A 25,719-nucleotide genomic window follows, 5' to 3' on the forward strand; every position below is an offset into this window, starting at 1 on the left:
CCCTTGTTATGCGTTAACCGTCTTATTTTATACTTTTTTCTTTGTTTTGTCAAGTAATTTTACTTTAATTATTAGATATTTTATAAATAGGCTATTATTATTGAAATAATTGCAAAAATAATAAGATATATTTCTTCATAAGAATTTTTTTTATATTTTGTTTTTATTTCTTTTATTATTTCTTTTATAAAAAAAGAAATAATAATATATACTAAAATTAATGTGGTTAGTTTAAAAAAAGTATTATTTTCTACTAATAAAAAAGGCAACATCAAAAAAGGTAATGTCAAAAAATCTATTTTATATTTTATAAAAATTGCTAATATTAAAAACAATAAAAAATAAATCGAAAAATTAATTTCAGTATTATTAGACAACAATTTATAAAATATCGGTGTTCCTATAAATAAAATAATTTCTTTTTTATTTAAAAACAATTTCTTTTTATCTAAAAAAAATTCTATTCCTATTAAATATAAAAAAAAATACGAATTATTTATTAATATTTCATGCATATATTCTCTCATGTCTCGTTCTCCTTTTTAAAAAACAAGAAATTTTCTATAATTTGTCTAATTATTAAAAAAAATATTATTCCTATTCCAGCATTTTCTACATATTTCATCCCAAAAAACATTTCTAGATTTTTTCTAAAAAAACTTAAAAATATAATTATCAATATATTTTTTAGTACATTTTTTTCTGAAAATTTAAAACTATATAATAAAGAAATCAAAGAAAATATTAATATGTTTTTATCTAAAGAAAAAATATATATTGTTTTTAATATTTCAACTAATATACAAATAAAAATACTTAATATTAACTTGACTTTATATTCATCTTTAAAAATTTTAATAAGAAGTAAATTGAAAATATATAATATTAAAAAACCTAAAACAGCGTCTAGACTTGTTTCTAAATTTACACTTCCCATTACTATTAACATAACAGCATATTCTGAAAATATTTGCATTCAAATCACCTATTCAATATATTTAGTTGCTCCTGCATTTTCTATATCTTTTTTTAAATCTTTTTTATACATATAAGTATATTTTTCAAAATCCTTTAAAATTTTTAACATTATCTTATCAATTGTTTTATTTTCTTTATTTTTCAAGACTCTTAAAAAAAGCTTATTTTTATCTACTAATTTATACTCATTAAGTATTTCTTTTTTATTTTCATTTTGAATTATTACATTATATATTTTTTTATATAATGATATCCCAACTAATAATTCATTCTCTTTGTATTTAACCTTTGTTATATAACCTATCTTATCGCCAAAAATATCTTTTACACTATAATAGATAACTTCACCTTCAATTTTATCATTTCTATCTATATAAACCGTTGTTTCAAAAATTTTATTTAAATCACTTGAATTAACTTTTGAAAAAATAGGTATTGATATCATTAAAAATAAAAGTAAAATTTTTAATATTTTTTTATAATTAATTTTTTCTCCAAAACTTATTGGCGTACTATTTTCTTCAAAAAAAGGAACTAATAAATTTGAAATTAAAATTGCTATAAATATAGAGTCTGTATTTTGAGTATAATAGAATAAATAAAAATTTAAAATTGCTATAAATACAGCATAATAAATCTTTCCTATTTTTGTATATGGTGAATAAATTGTGTCTGCTGCTAAATACACTAATGAAAATAATAATGGTCCAGACATAATTATCAAATCACTATCATATCCTTTTAATGCAAATAAAACATACGTTACTATTATTGTTATTAATGGTATCCTTATTTTTATATTATTTTTTATTTTTAAATAAAAAATTGCTAATATTAAAAGTATTACTCCAAATTCTTTATCATTAAAAATACCTAAAAATAAATTTTTTTTAATTCTAAAATTATCTATATTATATTTAAAAAGCATTAAATTAATTTTATTAACATTTAATAAAAAAATAGAAAAAAATAATTTTACTAAAATTACAGGATTTAATAAATTTCCTATTAAATAATCAAAAAAAGATAACATAATTCCACTTAACAAATAGTATTTTATACTTAAATTTTGTGGTAAAATCAGCATTAATATTGTTGTTTGATTCAATATCATATTAATATCAAAAACTTCTTTTTTTAAATATTTTTTTATAAATAAACTAAACATAAAATATATTGTAAATACTAAAATATATGAATATACAAATTGTTCTTTAAAATAAAATATTTTTATAATAATAAACGGTATTAAAGTAATAAATCTATCATTTAACATATTTTTATAACTATATTTTGTTCGAATAAAGGGCGCTATAGATATTTTTAATTTATTCATCTATTTCCTCCAATTTCTTTTTTAAATAATATATTGTTTCTCTAAGTGGCTGATTAGTTGGACAAATATATTGACAACTTCCACAACTAATACATTTATCAAAATTATATTTTTTTATACTTTCTACATCTTTCACAGATAAATCTAAAAATTTCAATGGAACTAAATTCATTGGACAAACTTCTACACATCTTCCACAATTTATACATTTATATGATTTTATTTTTTCTGTTTCTTTTTCATCTAATGCTATTATAGCTTTAGTTTCTCTAAGTACAGGTAATTCAATATTATAAATTGCTTCTCCGTCCATTAAACTATTTATTACAATTTGTTTGCATTTATTATTGTAATAAAAACAGTATTCTAATATATCTTTTATTTTCATTCCTATCGGAACTAATAAAATAGACGGCTTTTCTATGCCCTTTCCATTTACTGATACTATTTTTTCAATAACAGGTTTATTCTCTACAACTGCATTATATATATCTAATACACATAAAATATTTAACATCAGTATTTTATGTTTCGTTAAATCACGCGAATATTTTTTTTTAAATAAATATTTTATTAATAGATTTTCTTTGTGTAATGGATAGAGCTTAGGAACTCTTTTTATAATTACACTTTTGTCAAAATGTATCTTAAAAAAATTTGACAGCTCTTTATTATTTTCTATAATAATTATAATATTTTCTAATTTAAAAAGCTTGATTATAAAATTAATTATAATTTTTAATTCTTTAATTTTTTCATAAATAACTATATTATTTCCATTTAAATAAGGTTCTGTTTCCAATCCATTAATTATGAAATGTTTTATTTTGTCGTCTTTTAATTTCATAAATTTTTTATATACCGGTGTATTTTTTTTATTAAAATCTATAATACCATAATCTTTTAAAATTTTTAAAAATTCTTTTTTCGTTAAATTTTCATAATTTTTTCTTTTTTTAAAATTATTTTTTTTATTTTTAATATCAACTTTTATTTTTATATATTTTATTTTTTTATCTTTTTTATAATTCTTTTCTATTATTTCAATAAAGGTTCCTGCTACACTTGAAAATATAGGAAAATTATTAATATCCTTTGCTACAACTTCTCCCATGTGGATATAATCATTCTTTTGTTTATAAATAGTATATTTTTCTTTAAAATCAAGAGGAATAAGAACCTCTTCTACATCAAAAAAATGTTCTATTTCAATTTCATCTTTTTCTTTTTTCCAGTAATGAAGTTCTAAAAAATTTTTCATATATACTCACCTTTATATTAATATTCAAATAAATTATACCACAATGTTTTGTTTTAAATAAATATATTTTTTGTTATAATATTTTTAAATACTATTTAATTTTTATAGAAAGGAATATTTATGAAATATAATTTATTAGGTAATTCTGATTTAAATGTATCAAAAATAGGTTTTGGATGCTGGGCTACTTCAAAACATGGTTGGAAAGATGTAAATTTAAATGATGCGATAAAAACATTAGAAACATCATTTGAATATGGAATAAATTTCTTTGATACTGCTCCTATTTATGGTTTTGGGAAATCTGAAGAAATATTAGGTCAAGTATTTAACAGTGTTCGAAATAAAATTATAATTGCAACAAAATTTGGTTTACGTTGGAATGAATTTGGAAAAGTTATACATGATTTATCTAGAGATAGTATAATGTATGAAATAGAAGCTAGTTTAAAAAGACTTAGAACTAATTATATTGATCTCTATCAAATTCATTGGCCTGATAATAAAACTGATATACTTGAAGTAATAAATACCTTAGAAGAATTAAAATCTCAAAAAATTATAAAACATATAGGTGTTTCAAATCTTAATATAGATGACTTAAAAAAAATTTCATCTTTTATAGTTTCAACACAAAACAAATACAATCTATTAGAAAAAAATGTCGAAAGTAACATTCTGCCATTTTGTAATAAAAAAAATATTGGATTTATAGCTTATAGTCCTTTGGCTCAAGGACTATTGTCTGGAAAAATAGACTCTAGTTATAAATTTTCAAAAAATGATATTCGTAGATTCAATCCATTATTTAAAGATAAAGAGTTGTTTAATAAAATTGATAAAATCAATAAACCTCTTATAAATAGTGCTCTAAAATTTCTTTTAGAAAAAAAAGACGTTTCTTCTATTTTAATTAGTATGACAAAATTAAATCATTTAAAAGAAAATATAAAAATAGCAGAAAGTATATAACTCTCTGCTACTAATTTATCATATTCTATAGCTTAAAATTTCAAATTTATAAATTAAAAAAATACAAAATAATAGAAAGCATATGCTTTCTATTACTTTTAGTGTATAAAGGGAATTATCATTTCTGATAATTAAGGGTTAATCAAGTTTTCCTTGATTTGTGGAAAGGGATATTCCATAATTAATATATCATACCATTCTTTTAAAGTCAATATTTTTATTTGTTTTTCTATTTAAAGTCATTTTATATAATGACTTTAAATAGAAAATAATTAACCGGCTAGGGGTTACTAGCCGGTTAATTAAAGGGATTTAAATTGCTTTAAGCAATTTTAGGGGTTAATCTAGGGTTATTCGATAGGAAAGGGATATCTTCCTATATTGTCATTATATAATATATAATAAAATTTTTCAACCTTTTTTTAATAATTTTAATAAAAAAAATAATTGTATTTATAATAAAATATCTGTTATAATCTATATATATTTATAAATTAGGAGATTTTATTATGAAATTAACAAATTTTAAAATTGTATTAATATATTTTATATTTAGTTTTTTATGGGTGATTTATTCTGATAAATTTATTTTGGTTTTAACTAAAGATCCTATTATTCTTACACACATACAAACATATAAAGGAAGCTTCTTTATCTTTCTTAGCACTTTTTTAATATACTTATTAATTTATTTTGAAACAAAACAAAAAGAAAAACTAAATATAGAAAATCTAAAAAATAAAAATTTAATGAATAATATTATTAATAATACTTCATCTTTTATTTTTATAAAAAATTTAAATGGGGAATATATTTTAACAAATAAAAAATATCAAAATATTTTAGAAAACCCTAAAAATTTTTTTAACAATGAAGTTTTAAGTCAGATTTATACAACAGATGAAGAAATTAAAGTTAAAAAGAAAAAAATTTCCGTAGAAATCCCTATTAATAATAAAATTTTTTTGATAAACAAATTTCCTATTTTTGATAAATTTGGTAATATTGAATATATTGGTGGAATCGGAACCGATATTACAACAATTAAAAAAAATCAACTAAATAATGAAATAAAATCTCTTGTCTTTGAAAATTCTAGTAAAGGAATTGTTATTTTTAACAAAAATGGTGATATTTTAGAGACAAATAATTCTTTTAAAAATTTGTTCCCAGTCAAAAGTAATCTTAAATCTATTAATGATTTTAAAGAATTCTTTTATGATAAAAATGAATTCTTTTATTTAATAAATGCAAAAAATAACATTTTAAGAGAGTTTTGGATGAAAAAAAAAGATGGTACTCTTTTTTCTACTTGGATAAATTTTGTTCCAATAAATTATAATAATTTTATTATCTTTATAGAAGATATTTCTCAAGATAAAACAGACAATTTTAAAAACAAAGAAGTTTATAATATTGATAGACTTACTGGTTTGCCAAATAGATTTTTATTTCGAGATCGTCTTTCTCAAACTATTATAAATAGCAAAATAAATAATTTTAAATTTGCTTTAATTTATCTAGATATTGATAACTTTAATTCAATTAATACTTATTATAATTTTTCTATCGGTGATAAATTATTAAAAGAAATTACTAATAGAATTTCAACTATTATAGAACCAAATTATACTTTTTCTAGAATAAGTGGTGATGAATTTGGAATAATAGTCCCTAATTTTTCTTCTATAACAGAATTAAACAATTTTTTAGAAAAAATTCAAAATTCATTTAATAAAAATTTTTATATAAACAATAATGAAATAAATATTTCAATTAGTTTAGGAATATCTATTTATCCTGATAATGGACTAAATATTGATACTTTAGAAAAAAATAGTATTTTTGCATTAAGATATGTTAAAAATAATGGAAAAAATGGTGTCCATTATTTTACTGAAACACTAAATAAAAAACATATTGAACGAATAGAAATTTCAAATCATTTAAAAAATGCATTAAAGTTTAATGAACTTGAATTATATTATCAACCACAAGTTAATATATCTACTGGTCAAATAATAGGAGTTGAATCATTAATACGTTGGAAACATTCTACAAAAGGTTTTATCCCACCTGTTATTTTTATACCTATTGCTGAAGAAAATGGAATGATTCATCAAATTGGTGAATGGGTTATTAATACTTCACTAAATAGTTTAAAAGAATGGAATACTCTTTTTAATAAAAAAATAGAAATTTCTATAAATTTATCACCTCTTCAATTTAGAAAAGATAATATAGTTAATTCAATTTATAAAAAAGTTAAAAAGTTAAATTTAGATCCAAAATATATTACATTTGAAATTACAGAAGGCATTCTTATTGAAGATATCGATAAAGCTAATCAAATAATAAATAAATTTAAAAACTACGGCTTTAATATTGCTCTTGATGATTTTGGTACTGGCTATTCATCTTTAAATTATTTAAGACTTTTTAAAATAGATAAATTAAAAATTGATCGAATATTTATTGCTGACTACCCAGAAAAAGATGAAGGAAAACTTCTTGAACTAATTATTAATTTAGGAAAATATTTAAATTTTGAAATAATTGCTGAAGGTGTTGAAACTCCTGAACAATACAACTTTATTAAAAATAAAAAAGTTGATACTATTCAAGGATATTATTTTTATAAGCCTATGCAAAAATATAAAATAGAAGAACTTTTAAAAAAATAATATCTAAAAATATTTCATTCTAAACTATCGGTATTTTATCGATAGTTTTTTTATTTATTTTTAAAATAAAAAAAGAATTTTTGTTTTTTAACGTATAATATAATATAAAAACTACTTTTTATTTTTCTTTCAGAAAAACAATTGATTAGCTTTTTATTTTTCTTTCAGAAAAACAATTGATTGGCTTTTTATTTTTCTTTCAGAAAAACAATTGAGGTGATTAAAATGTTGTTATTATCAATTTTATTAAATAGTTTATCTGGGCTTGGAGTATTTTTATATGGAATGCGAATTATGTCAAAGAGTATTCAGGAAGCATCAAATAAAAAACTTAAAAATTTTATAGCAAAATCTACAAATAATCCTTTTTCAGCTTTATTTTTGGGTATTACTATAACCCTTATTACACAATCTTCTTCTATTACTACTGTAATGGTAGTTGGATTTGTTGATGCTACTTTAATGACTCTCAAACAAGCTATTGGTATAATTTTAGGTGCTAATATTGGTACTACTATCACTGGATGGATACTTGCTCTTAAAATAGGCAAATATGGTTTTATTCTTTTCGGTAGTTTTGCTATTATTTTTTTATTTAGTAAAAATTATAAGTTAAAAAACATTGCTAAAATATTTATGGCTTTTGGTCTAATTTTTATTGGCCTCGAATATATGAAAGAAAGTATTATTCCTATTAAAAATAGTCCAAATTTTATAAAATTATTTCAATTATTTAATACTAATAATTTTTCAGGTATTATTTTTAGTGTTTTTTTAGGTGCTTTTTTAACGGCTATTTTACAAGCTTCTGCTGCTACAATAGGAGTAACTATTGCTCTTGCATCCCAAAATCTAATTACACCATATACTGCTATTGCTTTAGTCTTAGGTGAAAATATTGGTACCACTATTACTGCATATTTAGCTTCTTTAGGAGCTTCTAAAAATGCAAAATCTACTGCTTATGCCCATATTTTAATTAAAATAATTGGAGTTACAATTATTATTCCTTTATTTTATGTTTACTCTAACTTTATAAATTATATTTCACCATTTTCTAATGGTATAAAATACATCCCTCTTGCTCATACTATTTTTAATGTCACTAATTCTCTTATTTTTATTCCCTTTATACCTAAATTTATATTACTATTAAATAAATTTATCAAGATTGATAAAAATGAACAAAAATCTAAAATTATTCATAAAAAACTTTTTGAATCACCATTTATAATCTTAGAAAAATCAAATATTCAATTAAAAAAAATGAATAAATTATTTTTAAATAGTCTCAATAATTATAATTCATTATTAAATAATAAAGACTTAAAATCATTAAATATTATATTAAAAAACGAAAAGAAACTTGATTCTTTTGAAGAAAAACAAAATCTTTTATTAACTTCTTTTGTTAACTATAATCCTTATAATAATAGTATTATTGATATCCAATATTATTTAAAGTTATCTAATATTTTAGAATCTATGGGGGATTACATTGCAAGTCTTGGAAAAATAACTAAAAAAGCTTATGATAATAAAATATATTTTTCAGAATCACAAATACATAAAATAAATTCTATTCATAAAAAAATTGAAAAAGTTGCATTTAAAATATCTATCTTATTTGAAAATAATAAAAATAAAGAATTAATTATTGAATGTAAATATATTATTAATAAAAATAATAAAATTTTAAATGATAATATTAAAATTTCTAAAAAAAATTCTATTGATTTTATTTACTCTGAAATTTTGGCTAAATATCGTAGAATAAATAGACATCTTTTATACATTGCAGAGATTTTAGAAAATTATACAACATAAAAACCTTCTAAATATATTTAGAAGGTTTTTATTAATACTATATCATATTTATTTAATTTTAATTCTGTTTTATTATCTATAATATTTAATTTTTCTTTATTTTTTAGATTATTTCTAAATATTATTTCACTATTTTTATTTACATCTAATATTATTTTTTTTTCTTTTGAACTTTTATTTATAACTAATTTTAAATCTTTCTTTTCTAAGATTATAATATCTTTATCATTACTATTTATTATTTTTGAAATTGTATCTAAAGAATTTTTTAATTCTTTTTTCAATTTTATAATTTCTTTATAATAATTAAATATTTTGTCATTTGAAATTACCTTGTAATATATTTTTTTATTTACTTCATCTATTATAACTTTTTCATTTAATTTTGCTTTTATCTTTTCATATTTAAACAAATCATCACTTTCATCTAAATATATATATTCTTCTTCCCAAAGCATAGCTTTTCTATTTCTTGGAATATCTCCACCCCACATTCCTTTTTCATCCCCATAATAAATATCCAAATTTTTCCCTAGCCACATTTGTAAAAAAATTATTTGTTTTAACTCATTAATTTTATCTTCTAAAATTAAATCTGGTCTTATTTCTAAAAAATTATCGCCTTTTATAGATTTATTATTATTATCATAAATATTATTATTAATAAGTGCTGAATATACTCTCTCTGTATATTCATCACTTATAATATCTATTTTATTATCCAAAAATTCATTAAAAATAATATTTGATAAATATTCCATTTTACTAATTTTATTTTTATAAAACTTCAAACTATTTATGACAAAATTATAATTTGTATTCTCATCACTTAATATTATTTTATAATTTAAATTTTCTTTTAAATAAGCTATTATTTCTTTATCACCAGAAATTCTAATCCCTAAAAGTTTACTATTTTCCCATTTTTTTAATGCTGTTAATAAATATTTTTTTACTTCTTCATTTTGTACATTTAAAATAGGTTTCCCAAGAGTATTTTTAAATTTCATATTTTTTATATTTGATATTATTCGTTCTTTTTTTATTTCTCCAGTTAAATCTTTATCTATTTTTTTAAATCCTTTTTTTATCTCATATATATAAAACCAATCAAAATATTTTGAATCTTTACCATTTTCTACTACATCTAAAAATGCAAAAAAATATTCTGATACATAATTTAAATTTACATCTATTATAATATTAATATTATTCTCGTAAAAATCATTTATTAATTTTATAAAATCTTTATCAGAGTTTGTATAAATATTTTTTTCAAAATCTATATTTTTAAAATCATTAATATCAAAATAATTTGGTGAAATGTATCTATAATCTATCACGTCACTTTTATCTGCTGAAAAAGAAATAAATGGTGAGGATAGTTCTACCGTATCTATATTTAAACCTTTAAAATAATTTCTTTTTTTATTAACTCCTATTAAATCACCACCATAAATAATATTATCTATTTCTCTTATATTATCTATATTTTCTTCAAAATCTGTAACATTAAATTTTTCATTATAAAAATTTCCTTTTGCATTATATTTAGGATCATTTCTTCTATCTCCATTATAAAAACTATCTATTTCTAATTTATATATAACATCTCCTAAAATTTTTAAATTGTTTTCTTGTATATTTTTTTCTAATTTAAATTTTTCTATATTATTATTTTCTTTTTTTATTCCAGTTTTGTCATAAAATCTTATAAGATTACCATCAATTATCTCAAAATAATATTCTATTGACTTTTCTAGATTAATATAATAATAATCATTTAATCTATCGCTACTTAAATATTTTAATTTTAATTTTTGATTATCTGTTATCAAATAAACATTTTCTATATCATTTTTTTTTGTTTTAAATATTATATAAATATTATTATTCTTATACTCTATTTTATGTGATAAATTATTTTCAAATATATATCCATCACCTTTTTTACTATTTTTAGGTACAAACTTATCAAAATTTTGTTTTTTTACACTAAAACATCCAGAAAATAGTAATAATAATAAAATTATTTTTTTCATTCCATCCTCCAATAAATAAAAAAATTAGAAGACCCTTTAGAGTCTTCTTATTTATTTCACTTTTATTAATTCAATCTCAGCAAACTCTTCTTTTCCTTCTTCTGAAACATAATTTTTCATTAAAGAGTTATCACCTAAAATATCTATTACATTACTATCTCCATTATAGTCTGTTCCACCACCAAAACTATTTAATCCCACAAATTCATCTACTTTAGTATTAAAAGTACCATTACTTGAGGTATCAAATCCCATACTAAATACTTGAATTCCTTTTAATTTATTAAAAGAAATTTTATCTTTTGACACAGATACTATAAATTTGTTTCCTTGAACATCAACATTATCTGGATAAATTAATCCTTCTGTTATATTTTCATATCCAGTAGTATCATCTTTAACATCTGTATTTTCTTTTATAAATTTTGTTTTAAAATCTACGTTTCTTAAAGGGGCTACTACTATAACTTTATCCCATTTATCTTTTATTTTTAAGTTTCTTCCATAAATAGTATTGTAATATTTATTTTCATTAAAATTTAAATATATATCAAACATTTGAGCTTCCCAACCAAAATCATTATTTGAATAATTATTAATAAAGCTTCCTACTGTAATAATAAAATTATATTCTTTTTTATTTTCTGTTATTTCTATTGAATTAATATCTAATGATTTCAAAGTATATTTTTTATCAGTTGGATATTTATAATTTCCATAACCATTATCATCATTTACTTTATCTTTGTAAAAAAATAAACTTTGACCCTGTGTATTATTTGTTTTAGTTTCTATAACACTACATGCACTAAGTGATAATATAGATAATGCTAATAATATTTTACTTACCTTCTTCATGCTTTCCTCCTAAATGTTGCATTTTAAACATAACAATTATATACTAAAGTTTTTTATCTGTCAAAAAAATTAAGCTTTTATTCTGTCTAATTTTTCTTCACTTATTAAATACTCCATTATTATAGGAGTTTTTTCTTGGATTTCAATTAAAAATTCTTTTAATTGAAATTTAAAAAATATTAATAATTGTTTCTTTTTCCCTTTTTCTACATATTCTAAAAAAGTATTAAAAATATCTTCAAATTTTAAATAAGTTTCTTCTATCCCCAACTCTCTAAAACTAATATTACTCAAGTTTAAAACAGAAGAAAAAACATTAAATATCCATTCAAGTCCATCAATATTATCTTTTAAATATTTATCTAACTCTTCTTCTATATTATTTGCTAAATCTATATTATATAAATTCTTAATAAATTTTTTTAAAAAAACTTCCATTTCATTTACTGTTTCTATAAGTAAAATTTTAGTTTTTTTACTATTTATTTCTATTGTCAATATTTTAGTTATATCTACTTCTGCATTTTCCCTCACATTCATTCCATCTACTATAATTTCATTTATAATTCTGTTTTGTTCACTTAATATTTTACTTATTTGACTTAAAATACTCTTAAAGTTATCTATCTTTACTAAATTAATTTTTTGATTATCTAAAATTATATCCATAATTTACTCCCTATAAACCTGCTATTTGTCCATTTAACCAACTACTAAGTGATTTACTATTTTGTAAAGCACCCTCCATTGAACCAAACTGTGCTTTATATACATCTTCTTTTCTAGTTATTCTTTCATTTGTTTCATCTATCCAATCGTTAATTGTATCTATTCTTTCATCATAATATTTTAATCTGTTTTTTAACGTTCCTCCATATCTTGTATATGGTGCTAAAAATGCTTCCATTCTTCTAGAAATCCCTTCATCTGTTCCTATTTTTTTTGTAGTTGATACTTTTTTAGATTCAACATATATTTTTTCTCCTTTTTTAGGAGGTGTCCCAAATTCTATCTTACCAGTAACATCATCTATTATTACTGCATTTGGTGGTAATTTCTTACCTAATTTTGCTAACGCTTCATCTTTTGTTTTTACATCGCCATTAATAATATATTTTATTAAATCAAGTCTAGAAACTGTATATTTATATAATTCACTTTTTTTAATTATAGGATTTTTTTGGTTATCTAAAGAATAACTTTTATCTCCTACAACAACTCTTATATCTTCTATTTCTCCTGGAAGTGGTTCTGTTGGATCAAATACAGTTTTACTTCCATTTCCTATACCTAAATCTACCGGTTTTGCATCATTTGCTTTTTGAGTAAACAATTTTTTTATTTCAAGTGGCTTTTCAGCTATTGCTTGTCTTAATTTTGATTCATTAATTGTTAACTTTCCACTTTTAGCATCTGTTTCTACTCCAATTAAAGCTAATTGATTATACTTATCCTCAATACCATTTACACTGGCTGTCATTTTATTTCTTAAATTTACAAGTAAAGAAGTCGCAGTTGTATCCCCTTGCAATATACCATCTTTTTTTGTTTTTTCTTCTATTATATCTACTACTTGATTATATGAATATAATAAATTAGCTATTTCTTCTAATGCAGCATCTGTATTATAATCTACTTTTATAGTTACTTTTTCTCCATCCTTAGTTTCATTTTTTAAATTTATTTTAAGCCCCTCTAATTCTATACTATTTGAATTTCTTTCATATGTTACTCCATCCATTTTAAAGCTTGCTTTTTGTCCTTTAAAAAGTGATCTAACCTTATCCCTTCCACTTTTTGTCTGTTGCATTACTTTTAATTTTTTTAATAGTCCACTATTATCATTTTCTATTATCATATCTTCTCCAGGAATAGTAGATATGAAACTTATTTTTTTAGATCCTTCATCATAAACTGCTTTTACATTTGCTCCAGAATTATTTACTTTACTTATTATACTTTTAAGACTATCTCTTGTTGGATCTACATTAAATGTGTATCCATTTATTGTGAAATATCCATTTTTTACATCATTAAAATAATCCGAATCTTTTAAAAGTTTAAAACTTTCTGGTTTTACTCCATTTTTTATCTCTTTTCCGTTATATTGATCAAGGCCTAATTCTCTTAAAAAACCTCTATCTTTTGCTTCTATTTTTATTGCTGATGTTTCATCTTTTGATTCAAATATAATTCTTCTTCTCTTTGAATCATACATTGCTTTTACCCCAGCATTGGATTGATTTATCTTATTTAAAAATAATCCAACTGTATCTTCTGGAGTTACATTTATATCTACTCCATTTATTTTAAAACCAATATTTGAGTAATCTGTTTTATTTATAAAACTAAAAAATACATCTAAAAATTTATCATTTGGATTTTTTATCCCTGTACGGCTACTAATAATAGTAGAATTTCTACCTTCTTTAAGTGGTAATCCTTCTCTTGAACTTACTTGTGCTGGTTTTGCAAGGTGTATATCTTCTATTACATATACTCCATTTTTTACATTTGTTGCTGCCTCTGCACTTACTAAAGTTTCATCACTTACTGATGTTTCTTTATTATTAAATTTAGAACTTGTATTTAATGTTTGTGCTGCTATTTTTACAGCATTAATTTTCTTTTCTATATCTGCCCATTCTTTTTTTTGCTCTTCTAATTTACTAATTTCTTTCTTTTTTGTCTCAATAGGTTTTTTCTCTACTTCAACTAATTTTTTAACCATACTATTTGTATCCATTCCAGATGCTAATCCGGTTAATTGTATCCCCATTTTCGACTCTCCTTCCAAAAAACCTTTTTATTCATTTCTTTTATCGTCTTTTTTTTTCTTTTTCTTTAACAAAATATAAAGACTAGAAACATTATGATTTCTAGTCTTTATATTTTTTAGCAATCGTTTTAAAAACTTCTTCTAAAACTATAAAAGCTTCTACTATATCAGGATCAAAATGCTTTCCTTTTCCCTCTAATATAATCTCTTTTGCTTTTTCATGAGAAAAAGCAGGCTTATAGATTCTCTTAGATATAAGAGCATCATACACATCTGCTAATGCCATTAATCTCCCTGAAACTGGTATTTCTTCTCCTTTTAACCCTCTTGGATAACCAGTTCCATCCCATTTTTCATGATGTGTATATGCTATTTCCATAGCATAATGTAAAAAACTTTCTCCATTTAATGCTTTATCTGCTTTTAAAAGAGCATCTCTACCATATATAGTATGTTTTTTCATTTCTTCAAACTCTTCAAAAGTAAGCTTTCCTGGTTTTAATAAAATTTTATCTGGAACACCTACTTTCCCTATATCATGAAGTGGTGCCGATTTAAATATATATTTAATTACTTTTTCATCTTTTAATTCCTTATATTTAAAATTATCCCTTAAATATTCAGCTAAAACTTTTACATAATATTGAGTTCGTAAAATATGTTCTCCTGTTTCATTATCACGAGTTTCAGCAAGTGAAGCTAGAGTTCTTATTGTTAAATCTTCTGTTTGTGCTATTTTTTCTGTTCTTCTTTCTACTTCTTTTTCTAAATATTTATTTTGTTTTTCTAATTTTTCGTTTGCTATTTTTAGCATAAGATGAGTTTTTACTCTAGCTTTTACTATTTCTGGATTTACAGGTTTATTAATATAATCTACTGCTCCTAATGAAAATCCATAGGTTTCATCTTCTACATCTGTTTTAGCTGTAATAAATATTATAGGTATATTTTTACTCCTATAGTCTTGTTTTAATATTTTACATACTTCATAACCATCCATTTCTGGCATCATTACATCTAAAAGAATTAAGTCTGGTGGATTATCAGAAAAGACTTTCTCTAATACTTTTTTACCATTTAATGCAAAAGTTCTTTTATATTCATTTAATATTCCTCCTAAAACGTCTATATTTTCCGGAGTATCATCTACAATTAATATCTTTTGATTTTTTAATAGCTCATCCATAGTCTTCACCTACTAATAGTTAATATTTTTTTTAATTTTTCTAATGCTTTATCAAATTCATAATTATTTATTAAGACTTTTATTAAATTAATTTCATTTTTATCAAACTCTCCGAAATCAATTGACTCAAAATAATCAACTGCATCCATATCTTCTTCTTCTAGCATTTTTATCAATTTTTCATAATTATTTATTTTTTCTTTTGGCTTTTCATCTTCTTTTTCTTTCTCTTTTTCTAAATAATTTTCTATTTCTTTATAAGTTTTTTCATAAATTTCTAAAAATTCTTCAAAATTTTCTTTTAATTTATTAGGATTCTTTTCTTTTATTGAGCTTTCTACTTCTTTACATATATTACTTAATTTATTAGCGGATATATTAGCAGATACTCCTTTTAAAGTATGAATTAATTTAGAAAGATTTTTAAAATTATTTGTATTATATTCTCTTTTTAACTCTAATTCTGTATTAAAATTATTTTTAATAAATTTTTCTAGTATATCTTTATAAAGTTTTAAATTACCTATTCTTTTTATTCCCTCTACATAATTTAAATATTTGAAATCTATTTCTATTTCTTTTTTTATATTTTTTTCAAGGTCAATATCATCTATTTTTAATATCTTATCTTTTCCTACCCAGTTTGATATTATTTTTATCATTTTTTCAGGAACTATCGGTTTACTTATATACCCATTCATCCCTGCAGCAATACACTTTTCTTTTACTCCTGATATAGCATCAGCTGTAAGTGCTATAATTGGTATATCTACTCCTATTAATCTTAATTCTCTTGTAGCTTCTATTCCATCCATTATTGGCATCTGTAAATCCATTAGTATAATATCATATTTATTTTCTGTTACTTTCTCTATTACTTTTTTACCATTATCTACTACATCTACCATAAATCCTTTTTTTTCTAGTATTTCTTTTGCTACTACTTGATTTATTTCATTATCTTCAGCAAGAAGTACATTAACTCCATTTGCTATATAAGTAGATTTTACTATTTTATTATGTTTCTTAAATTTTTCAAAAATATTAATTATTGAATCAAATATTGTAGATTCTGTAATTGGCTTTAATAAAATATCATCTACTTCTATTTTTAATGTATTATTTTTTTGATATTCTAAACTTTCATTATAATTCATAAGACATAAAATTTTTAATTCTTTATTTTTATTTTTTATATTTTTTAATATTTTTTTTGAGATATTTTTTATCAGATCATATTCTATTATTATTAATTTATAATTACTCTCTTTTATATAGATAAAAAATTCTTCATCATTTATAGCTGTATCTATCTTAAATCTAAATCTTTTCAAATACATTGTTAATACTTTTGCTATATTAATATTTTTTTCAAATAATAAAACTCCTATTTCTTCTAAATTTATACTTGGTAAAACATAATCTGTTTTTTTTCTAAAACTTTTTAAAAATCTAATTGTAAATGTAAATTTTGTCCCCTTATTTTTTTCACTTTCAACAAATATTTTACCTCCCATAAGCTCTACAAGTCGTTTTGAGATTGTTAATCCTAGTCCTGTTCCGCCGTATTTTCTAGTAATACTAGTATCTTCTTGGGTAAATGGAGAAAATAATTCATTTAAATATTTTTCATCTATTCCTATTCCAGTATCTTCTACTTCAAATTTTAATATCAAAAATTCTCCATACTCTTTTTCTTTTTTTATTCTTATATTTACTTCTCCACTTTCAGTAAATTTAATAGCATTATTAGATAAATTTAATAATATTTGCCCAACTCTAGTAGGATCTCCCACCACATAGTCTGGTACATCTAAATGTTTTTCTATTATTATTTCTAATTTTTTATTTTGTAATTTTATACTTAATATATTTGATATGTTTTCTAATATTTTATTTATATTAAATTCTGTATTTTCTAGTGTGAGCTTAGAAGCTTCAATTTTTGAAAAATCAAGTATATCATTTATTATTCCCAATAAATTATTTGATGCTTGTTCAACCTTTTTTACGTAATCTATCTGTTTTCTAGTAAGTGTTGTATTCATTAAAAGATGAGTTATTCCTATTATTGCATTCATTGGAGTACGTATTTCGTGGCTCATATTAGCCAAAAAACTACTTTTAGCTTTATTAGCTAGTTCAGCTTTTTTCTTTGCTTCTTTTAATCTTTCTTCCATTTCTTTTCTAACAATCGCATTTGCAAAAATATCCCCAAATATTTTTAATACCGACATATCTTCTTTCGACCAAACTTTATTTTTATTTACTGTATCACAAGCAACAAATCCCATTAATTCATTCCCATATCTTATTGGTACACAAAGAAGTGATTTTATATTTGCTTGTAATAAATACTCTTTTTCAATTCCTTTTTCCATTTTGTTTATATTTGTTATATAAATATTTCTAAACTTTTCAAAATTTTCCATAAAATAAGAAAATGGAAATACACCTTTTAATATATCAATATTTGAATCTATACCTTTTTTTCTCCATTCATAATGATTATAAATATGCTGTTTTGATTTTGAAAATAAAAATAAATACGCTCTATCTACATCTATAAATTCACCTAATTTTTCAAGACCATATCTTATCTCTTTATCAATATTTTTTCTAGTATATATAACAATATGTGTAGAAATATCTGCAAAAAGTTTTTCTATTGCTATTTGATATTTTGTTTCTTTTTCTACCTCTTTTTCTGAAGTAATATCAAATATATATATAGCTATATACATATTTGATACTCTTTTCATATGTATTTTCAACCATTTTTTTTCTCCTTTAGCTGTTAAAAAATCTATTTCTTGTTTATGTTCGCCCGATAAAAATCCTATTGTAAGTTGTTCATTTATTACATTAAATATATTTTTGTCAATTATTACTTCTCTAAAAAATCTTCCAATTAAATCTTCTTTATAATAGCCTGTGATTTTTTCAAATTCATCATTTAAATAATGAATTATTTTTTCATCATCTATTAAAATTAAACCTATTGGAGTAAATTTTAATAACCTTTCATAATTTTTCAATTCATTTATTTCCTTTTGAAATAAAATCAATTTTTTATTAAAAATTAATAAATAAATTATAAATATAAATATAAAAAATGATAAAAATATTATAACTAATATATAATATTTATCTGTTTGATGTGATAAATTATTATTTTTTAATTCATAATTACTATATATTTCTTTTTTTATTTCATCTTCTAAACTAAATACAGCTTTTGACAGTACACTATCCAATAATTTATCTTTTTTTGATATATAATAAAAAATAGGATATCTTTCTTCTAATATTAATTCTATTTTAAAATTTTGATTTTTAATTTTTTCCAAATAATTAATTTTATCTATAATAAAAAAATCTATTTCTTTCTTTTTAACTAATTCTAACATTTCTTCTATGTTATTTACTAAAACTATTTTTAAATTAGGATATTTGATTTTTAATTCTTTTTCAATTTTATAATCTTTTAATATTGCAATTTTTTCATTATTTAAATTAATATTATTTACCAAATATCTATTCCCAACTAGAAATAAAGGATTATCTTTATATAATACTTTTTTAGAAAAAAAGTTTTCTTCATTCAAAATTTTATTTGAATTAATAATTATATCATATTTTTCTATATTCTCACCTTCATGAATATCTTCTATTGAATACTTTATTCCTATATTACTAAACAATTTTTCAAAATATTCTTTTATTATTTTATATTCATTGTTTTCTATATTTTTCACTAATGAACCTATTTTTATTGTTTTTACTGTTTTCAAGTTATTAATTTCGTATTCATTTAGTAAAAAATATATATTATTTTTTAAAGAATATTCTCTTAATAGTTCTTCTTTAAATTCTCTCGATTGATTTAAAATTAATTTTTCAATTAATTCTTTTAATTTTTTATCATTGCTTTCAATTGTTATATTTAAATATTTTATTAAATCATATTTAATAATTTTTATATTCTTTAAAATATTATTTTTTAAAATATTATTTATTGTTAAATTATTTCCTATATATACATAATCTTTATTTGCATTTACAAGCGACAATGCATCATATATATTTTTTACTTCTTTTATATCTATATTTTTTTTATATAATTCTTTGATTTTTTTTAATTTTTTATTATTTTTTTCTATAACAATTTTTTTATTTTTCAAAGTATTCTCATTAATTTCATTTGTATTTTCATTAACTACCATACTCATTTTAGAAGAAATAATCCCATTAGAATTATTACTATAATCAAAATCTAATTCTAATTCTATTTCATCTTTTTTAGTATAACTATTTAAATAATAAAATTTCAATGGTGTTTCTTTTTCTATTTTTTCAAAAATTTCTATAAACATCCCGTCATATTCACCAAAATTATTTTTAAATGAATACGGTGGAAAATCTTTTTTCACTAAAACATCTATTTTTTTTGATTTTTTTAATTCTTCTACTTCTTTTTTATTAAAAAAGATTTTATCTAAATCTATTTTCCATTTCTCTTTTAGAGATTTTATATCTGATATTTTCAATTCATTTAAAGATTTTTTTATCATTTCCTCTAATTTTTTATTTTTTAATAAAATTCTATATCCTAAACTTAATTTAAAATTTTCTAATTTTTTTAATTCTAATTTATTATTAAAATTATCTAAAACATTTTTTATCTCTAAATCACTTAAAATTATTCCATCTATTTTTTCATTTTTTAAATCTTTAATCATTTCTTCTGCAGTTTCATATATTTTAACTTTTTTTGAATAAATAAAATAATTTTTTAAGAAAGCATTGTTTAATATTCCTATTCTATCTTTTTTTAAATCAAAATCTAGTTTATTTAAATAATACGCATTTATCCCCAATTGATAAATAATATCCGAGAAAATATAATTTTTAGCTAGTTCTTTATCATACAGATAATAAGCTAAACCATCTATCTCTTCATTTTTTATTATTTTTTTCATATCTTGAAATCTAGTTTTAATAAAATTTATTTTTAAATTATTTCTTTCCCCTAATATATTCCAAAAATCTACAATAATACCATCTAATTCATTATTATTAATAAATGAAAATGGTTTAGTATCTACAGGAATTGCTATATTTAGCTGCGACACTTCATTTCCATTAACAATATATATATTTATCATAAATAATATTAAACTTATTAATTTTTTCATTTATTTTCACCTCATATTTACTTTACTTTAATTATAACTTATATCCTCTAATAAAATCAAAAATAAAATATATAGTAATTTTTATATAGAAATGATATACTATTGTGTAATTTAAAAAATGAAGGAGTTATATGAATGAGTAATAAAATTAAAAACATTGCAATTATTGCACACGTTGATCATGGTAAAACAACTTTAGTTGACGCTATGCTTAAACAAAGTGGTATCTTTAGAGATAACCAAAAAATTGAAGAAAGAGTTATGGATAGTAATGATTTAGAAAAAGAAAGAGGAATTACTATTTTTTCTAAAAATGCATCAATATTTTATAAAGATTATAAAATAAATATTGTTGATACACCTGGACATGCCGATTTTGGTGGTGAAGTACAAAGAATTTTAAAAATGGCAGATAATGTTCTTTTACTTGTAGATGCATTTGAAGGGGCTATGCCTCAAACAAAGTATGTATTAAAAAAAGCACTTGAACATGGTCATAGACCAATTGTAGTTATAAATAAAATTGATAGACCAAACTCTAGGCCTGATGAAGTTGTTGATATGGTTTTTGATTTATTTGTAGAATTAAATGCCAATGAATATCAACTTGATTTCCCTATAATTTATGCATCAGCTAAAAATGGTTTTGCTAAACATAACCTTGATGATCCTGATGAAAATCTTATTCCATTATTTGATACAATTTTAGAAAATGTTGATGACCCAGAAGGAGATATAAATGCACCATTTCAATTTTTAATAACAAATATTTATTATGATAACTATTTAGGAAAAATTGGAACAGGAAGAATATATAACGGTAGTGTAAAATTAGGTGAAGAAGTTGTTCTTTTAAAACGCGATGGCGAAAGATTATTATATAGAATATCTAAACTAATTGGATATGAAGGCCTTAATCAAGTTGAATTAAAGGAAGCTTTCGCTGGGGATATTATCTCTATTGCTGGACTTGAAAAAGTTGATGTAGGGGAAACTATTGCTTCAAAAGAAAACCCTATCCCTCTTCCATTAATAGAAATTGATGAACCTACTCTTGCTATGACATTTATGGTAAATGATTCTCCATTTGTTGGCCAAGATGGTAAATTCCTTACTTCTAGACAAATCCTTGCTAGACTTGAAAAAGAAGTTCAAACTAATGTCAGTATGAAATTAGAAATGACTGATTCTCCAGATGCCTTTATTGTTAAAGGAAGAGGTGAGCTTCAATTATCTATTCTTATTGAAAATATGAGAAGAGAAGGATATGAATTACAAGTCTCTAAACCACAAGTTATATTTAAAGAGTTAGAAGGACAAAAAACAGAACCAATTGAATTAGCTACTATTGATGTAGCAGATGAATATGTGGGAACAATCATAGAGAAAATGGGCCTTCGTAAAGGTGAAATGATAAATATGGTTCAAGGAAACGATGGATATACTAGACTTGAATTTAAAATTCCTGCCAGAGGTCTTATTGGATTTAGAAATGAATTTTTAACTGACACAAAAGGAACTGGTGTTTTAAATCAATCATTTTATGAGTATGAATTCTATAAAGGCGATATTCCTACAAGAACTAGAGGTGTTTTAGTGGCAACAGAACCTGGGGTAAGTGTTGCTTATGCTTTGTTTAATATACAAGAAAGAGGAACACTTTTTATTGAACCTGGAGTCGATATATACGAAGGAATGATTGTCGGAGAACACAGTAGAGAAAATGACCTTATTGTAAATGCATGTAAAGGTAAAAAACTTACAAATATGAGGGCAGCTGGTAGTGATGAGAATGTTAAACTTGCTCCACCTAGAAAATTTTCTTTAGAACAAGCTCTTGAATATATAGAAGATGATGAATTATTAGAAATTACTCCTATTAATATTAGAATGAGAAAAAAAATACTAAAAGCAGGAGAAAGAAAAAGATCAAAAAGATAATAAATAAATTTTAGAGAAAAGACAAAAGGTTTTTTCTCTTTTTTTTTGTATAATATATATATGAAAGGAGATGAAAAAGATGAAAAAGAATTTTATATTAGATACTAATGTTCTAATTCATGATCCTAATGCAATATATAATTTTGGAGATAATCGAGTTATTGTACCTATTTATGTTATTGAAGAAATTGATAAATTAAAAAGAGCTGAAGGAGAAAAAGGTAGAAATGCTAGAGTTACAGCACGGCTGTTAGATACTCTTAGAAAAAATGGTAATCTCAATACTGGTGTCAAATTAAATAATAATGGTACTTTAATAGTAGAAACAAAAGGTTCTTTAACCTCTTTACCTGAATTTTTAAGAGAAGACAAAGTAGATAATCGTATACTATCTGTTGCAAAAGAAATTTCAGATAACAAAGAACAAACAATTTTAGTTACAAAAGACATTAATATGAGAATAAAAGCAGATGCTTTAAAAATTCCTGTTGAAGATTATGAAACAGATACTATAAAAATTGATGAACTTTATAGCGGATTAAGTAAAATTGAAGTCGATGAATCATTATTCAATACAATAAATAAATCTGGTAAAATTAAATATAATGAAATTTTAGAAAATGAACCTTATCCTAATGAATTTGTTAATATTTTAAATAATAATAAATCTTTTTTAACTAAATATAACTATACAAAAAAAAGATTAGAAAAATTATCTTTTAGTTTTAATACCCCTTGGAGTATTAAAGCAAGAAATTTAGAACAAAAATGTGCTTTTGAATTACTTTTAGATAAAAATATTCAAATAGTAACTTTAGTTGGAAAAGCTGGTACTGGTAAAACACTTCTTGCTCTTGCTAGTGCTTTAGAACAAACAGTTGAACAAAAAATATATAAAAAAATCCTTGTAGCTAGACCTATTATTCCAATGGGAAAAGATATTGGATATCTTCCTGGTAGTGAACAAGAAAAATTAAAACCTTGGATGCAACCAATATTTGATAATTTTGATTACTTATCAGAAACTAAAGAAGATAAATCAGGAGAAAAAGTAGTGGAAGCTTTACAAAGTATGGGATTATTAAAAATAGAAGCTCTTACATATATAAGAGGGAGAACTATCCCAAAAGGTATTATTATTATTGATGAAGCTCAAAATCTTACTCCACATGAAATTAAGACAATTGTCACAAGAGCGGGAGAAGATACAAAACTTATATTTACTGGTGATCCTTATCAAATTGATAATCCATATTTAGATTCAAATAGCAATGGACTTACATATTTAGCTGAAAAATTTAAAAATGTTGATTTAGCTGGTCATATTACTTTAATAAAAGGAGAACGTTCAAAATTAGCTGAAATAGCTTCTAAATTATTATAAATTTCTTTTAATTCTTTTATTTTTATAGTAAAATATATGTGATAAAAATTACTATAAATTTTTAAGGAGGAATACAATGCTAACAGCTTTTATTATGGCAGGAGGTAGCGGACAAAGATTTTGGCCTCTTTCAAGAAATAACAAACCTAAGCAATTACTAAAATTAATATCTGAAAAATCTATGATTCGAGAAACAGTTGACAGGATTTTACCTATTATCCCTGCTGAAAGAATATTTATAGGGACTAATATTATTCAAGCTGATTCAGTAAAAAATGAGTTACCTTTTATTCCTGAAGAAAACATAATCATAGAGCCCCTTTTTAAAGATACTGCAGCAGCCATTGGATATGGAACTATGATTATTGATAATAAATATAAAGAATCTGAAATAATTGTTTTAGCTTCTGATCATCTTATAAAAAATGAAGAAAATTTTAGAAAAAGACTCCAATCTGCAGCTGAAGAAGCTAAAAAAGGTGGAATAATAACTTTAGGGATAAAGCCTAGTAGACCAGAAACTGGCTATGGATATATTGAAACAAATGGAGAATGCTATATAGGAGAGCCTGCTCCTGTAAAAAGATTTTGGGAAAAACCAAATCTTGAAAGAGCAGAAGAATATGTTGCTGCTGGAAATTATTTATGGAATAGTGGTATGTTTATATTTTCATCTGAAGTTATGCTTTCATCTATTGAAAAATACATGCCAAAACATTATTCTATTCTATGTAATATTAAAAATAAAATTTGTACTGGCAAATATGGTTTAGAGTTATCCGAACTCGTAAGAGAAGATTTTGAAAAATTTGAAAAAATCTCTATTGATTTTGGAGTTATGGAAAAATCTAATAATATAAAAGTTATTCCTGTTGATTTTGGGTGGAATGATATTGGTAGCTTTCCTGCTCTTGACGAAATTTTCCCCTGTGATGAAAATGGTAATGTTGTAAAAAACACTCATGCTATAAATATAAATAGTAAAAATAATATCATTATTGGAAATAATAAAAAGATTATTGCAACGTTAGGGGTTAAAGATTTGGTAATCGTTGAAACTGACGATGCATTATTGGTATGTGATAAAAATAGTGCACAACAAATAAAAAAACTTATGCCTTTTTTACCAAAAGATAACAAATAGTTTACATTGGGAATTAATTTTAAAAATTAATTCCCTTTTATATTTTTTTTATAAGATTACTATTAATATTATATATACTTATTACAAAAATAATATATTTGTTATTTTTTTAGTATTCTTGTATTATAT

At 21.9% G+C, this 25,719-nt stretch carries 16 protein-coding genes; 6 read left to right on the top strand and 10 right to left on the bottom strand.

Translation table 11 applies throughout. The features are described from left to right. Window positions 1–80: 80 nt before the first annotated feature. Genes EV215_RS07510 through EV215_RS07525 form a run of 4 tightly spaced genes read right to left on the bottom strand, consistent with a single transcriptional unit; the run spans window position 81 to window position 3,575 of the window. A complete protein-coding gene (locus tag EV215_RS07510) occupies window positions 81–527 on the bottom strand; it encodes a hypothetical protein (RefSeq protein WP_134113388.1) in 447 nt (148 codons plus the stop codon). Further along, the gene (locus EV215_RS07515; RefSeq protein ID WP_134113389.1) at window positions 524–976 is read right to left on the bottom strand and encodes a hypothetical protein; all 453 of its coding nucleotides are present in this window, start codon (window positions 974–976) and stop codon (window positions 524–526) included. The genes EV215_RS07510 and EV215_RS07515 overlap by 4 nt, the downstream gene beginning before the upstream one ends. Before the next feature lie 9 nt (window positions 977–985). Then, window positions 986–2,314, bottom strand: a complete 1,329-nt coding sequence (locus EV215_RS07520; RefSeq protein WP_134113390.1) for an RnfABCDGE type electron transport complex subunit D — start codon at window positions 2,312–2,314, stop codon at window positions 986–988. After that, window positions 2,307–3,575, bottom strand: a complete 1,269-nt coding sequence (locus tag EV215_RS07525) for an RnfABCDGE type electron transport complex subunit C (RefSeq protein ID WP_134113391.1) — start codon at window positions 3,573–3,575, stop codon at window positions 2,307–2,309. Before EV215_RS07525 ends, EV215_RS07520 begins: the two co-directional genes overlap by 8 nt. Window positions 3,576–3,695: 120 nt before the next feature. On the opposite strand from EV215_RS07525, the gene EV215_RS07530 reads away from it, so the two are divergent. The 3 genes from EV215_RS07530 to EV215_RS07540 all read left to right on the top strand — a co-directional run bounded on the left by EV215_RS07530 (window position 3,696) and on the right by EV215_RS07540 (window position 9,058). Beyond that, a complete protein-coding gene (locus EV215_RS07530; protein ID WP_134113392.1) occupies window positions 3,696–4,547 on the top strand; it encodes an aldo/keto reductase in 852 nt (283 codons plus the stop codon). Between the two features lie 509 nt (window positions 4,548–5,056). Then, the gene (locus EV215_RS07535) at window positions 5,057–7,231 is read left to right on the top strand and encodes a sensor domain-containing protein (protein ID WP_134113393.1); all 2,175 of its coding nucleotides are present in this window, start codon (window positions 5,057–5,059) and stop codon (window positions 7,229–7,231) included. 225 nt (window positions 7,232–7,456) lie between these two features. After that, window positions 7,457–9,058 (top strand): Na/Pi cotransporter family protein, encoded by a 1,602-nt coding sequence (locus EV215_RS07540; RefSeq protein ID WP_134113394.1) that lies wholly within the window; start codon window positions 7,457–7,459, stop codon window positions 9,056–9,058. A gap of 17 nt (window positions 9,059–9,075) precedes the next feature. On the opposite strand, the gene EV215_RS07545 is transcribed toward EV215_RS07540, so the two are convergent. From EV215_RS07545 to EV215_RS07570, 6 genes are all read right to left on the bottom strand, one after another. Next, on the bottom strand, window positions 9,076–11,100 hold the full coding sequence (locus tag EV215_RS07545) for an alpha amylase N-terminal ig-like domain-containing protein (protein WP_134113395.1): 2,025 nt from the start codon (window positions 11,098–11,100) through the stop codon (window positions 9,076–9,078). 51 nt (window positions 11,101–11,151) lie between these two features. Further along, on the bottom strand, window positions 11,152–11,958 hold the full coding sequence (locus EV215_RS07550) for a glucodextranase DOMON-like domain-containing protein (RefSeq protein ID WP_134113396.1): 807 nt from the start codon (window positions 11,956–11,958) through the stop codon (window positions 11,152–11,154). 69 nt (window positions 11,959–12,027) lie between these two features. Next, window positions 12,028–12,627, bottom strand: a complete 600-nt coding sequence (locus EV215_RS07555; protein WP_134113397.1) for a hypothetical protein — start codon at window positions 12,625–12,627, stop codon at window positions 12,028–12,030. A 10-nt stretch (window positions 12,628–12,637) separates the two neighbouring features. Beyond that, window positions 12,638–14,737 (bottom strand): flagellar filament capping protein FliD, encoded by a 2,100-nt coding sequence (gene fliD / locus EV215_RS07560; RefSeq protein ID WP_134113398.1) that lies wholly within the window; start codon window positions 14,735–14,737, stop codon window positions 12,638–12,640. 100 nt (window positions 14,738–14,837) lie between these two features. Further along, window positions 14,838–15,923, bottom strand: coding sequence for a response regulator (locus EV215_RS07565; RefSeq protein ID WP_134113399.1), 1,086 nt, complete (start codon window positions 15,921–15,923; stop codon window positions 14,838–14,840). A gap of 5 nt (window positions 15,924–15,928) precedes the next feature. Next, window positions 15,929–21,121 carry a response regulator gene (locus EV215_RS07570; protein WP_134113400.1) on the bottom strand — a complete coding sequence of 1,731 codons (5,193 nt, stop codon included), beginning with the start codon at window positions 21,119–21,121 and terminating at the stop codon, window positions 15,929–15,931. 135 nt (window positions 21,122–21,256) lie between these two features. Here EV215_RS07570 and typA point away from each other — a divergent pair, with 135 nt between their 5' ends. From typA to EV215_RS07585, 3 genes are all read left to right on the top strand, one after another. Then, window positions 21,257–23,062 (top strand): translational GTPase TypA, encoded by a 1,806-nt coding sequence (gene typA, locus EV215_RS07575; RefSeq protein ID WP_134113401.1) that lies wholly within the window; start codon window positions 21,257–21,259, stop codon window positions 23,060–23,062. 79 nt (window positions 23,063–23,141) lie between these two features. Further along, window positions 23,142–24,446 (top strand): PhoH family protein, encoded by a 1,305-nt coding sequence (locus EV215_RS07580; RefSeq protein WP_134113402.1) that lies wholly within the window; start codon window positions 23,142–23,144, stop codon window positions 24,444–24,446. Between the two features lie 76 nt (window positions 24,447–24,522). Further along, window positions 24,523–25,590, top strand: a complete 1,068-nt coding sequence (locus tag EV215_RS07585; protein WP_134113403.1) for a mannose-1-phosphate guanylyltransferase — start codon at window positions 24,523–24,525, stop codon at window positions 25,588–25,590. Window positions 25,591–25,719 lie beyond the last annotated feature (129 nt).

It is taken from the genome of Hypnocyclicus thermotrophus, from assembly GCF_004365575.1.
GTDB lineage: Bacteria > Fusobacteriota > Fusobacteriia > Fusobacteriales > Fusobacteriaceae > Hypnocyclicus > Hypnocyclicus thermotrophus.

Bases quoted from the DNA above. Each gene is read 5' to 3' on its own strand.
- fliD (WP_134113398.1), bottom strand. From the start codon at position 14,737: ATGGGGATACAATTAACCGGATTAGCATCTGGAATGGATACAAATAGT.
- EV215_RS07550 (WP_134113396.1), bottom strand. From the start codon at position 11,958: ATGAAGAAGGTAAGTAAAATATTATTAGCATTATCTATATTATCACTT.
- EV215_RS07525 (WP_134113391.1), bottom strand. From the start codon at position 3,575: ATGAAAAATTTTTTAGAACTTCATTACTGGAAAAAAGAAAAAGATGAA.
- EV215_RS07565 (WP_134113399.1), bottom strand. From the start codon at position 15,923: ATGGATGAGCTATTAAAAAATCAAAAGATATTAATTGTAGATGATACT.
- EV215_RS07585 (WP_134113403.1), top strand. From the start codon at position 24,523: ATGCTAACAGCTTTTATTATGGCAGGAGGTAGCGGACAAAGATTTTGG.
- EV215_RS07530 (WP_134113392.1), top strand. From the start codon at position 3,696: ATGAAATATAATTTATTAGGTAATTCTGATTTAAATGTATCAAAAATA.
- EV215_RS07545 (WP_134113395.1), bottom strand. From the start codon at position 11,100: ATGAAAAAAATAATTTTATTATTATTACTATTTTCTGGATGTTTTAGT.
- EV215_RS07515 (WP_134113389.1), bottom strand. From the start codon at position 976: ATGCAAATATTTTCAGAATATGCTGTTATGTTAATAGTAATGGGAAGT.
- EV215_RS07580 (WP_134113402.1), top strand. From the start codon at position 23,142: ATGAAAAAGAATTTTATATTAGATACTAATGTTCTAATTCATGATCCT.
- EV215_RS07510 (WP_134113388.1), bottom strand. From the start codon at position 527: ATGAGAGAATATATGCATGAAATATTAATAAATAATTCGTATTTTTTT.
- EV215_RS07570 (WP_134113400.1), bottom strand. From the start codon at position 21,121: ATGAAAAAATTAATAAGTTTAATATTATTTATGATAAATATATATATT.
- EV215_RS07520 (WP_134113390.1), bottom strand. From the start codon at position 2,314: ATGAATAAATTAAAAATATCTATAGCGCCCTTTATTCGAACAAAATAT.
- EV215_RS07535 (WP_134113393.1), top strand. From the start codon at position 5,057: ATGAAATTAACAAATTTTAAAATTGTATTAATATATTTTATATTTAGT.
- EV215_RS07555 (WP_134113397.1), bottom strand. From the start codon at position 12,627: ATGGATATAATTTTAGATAATCAAAAAATTAATTTAGTAAAGATAGAT.
- EV215_RS07540 (WP_134113394.1), top strand. From the start codon at position 7,457: ATGTTGTTATTATCAATTTTATTAAATAGTTTATCTGGGCTTGGAGTA.
- typA (WP_134113401.1), top strand. From the start codon at position 21,257: ATGAGTAATAAAATTAAAAACATTGCAATTATTGCACACGTTGATCAT.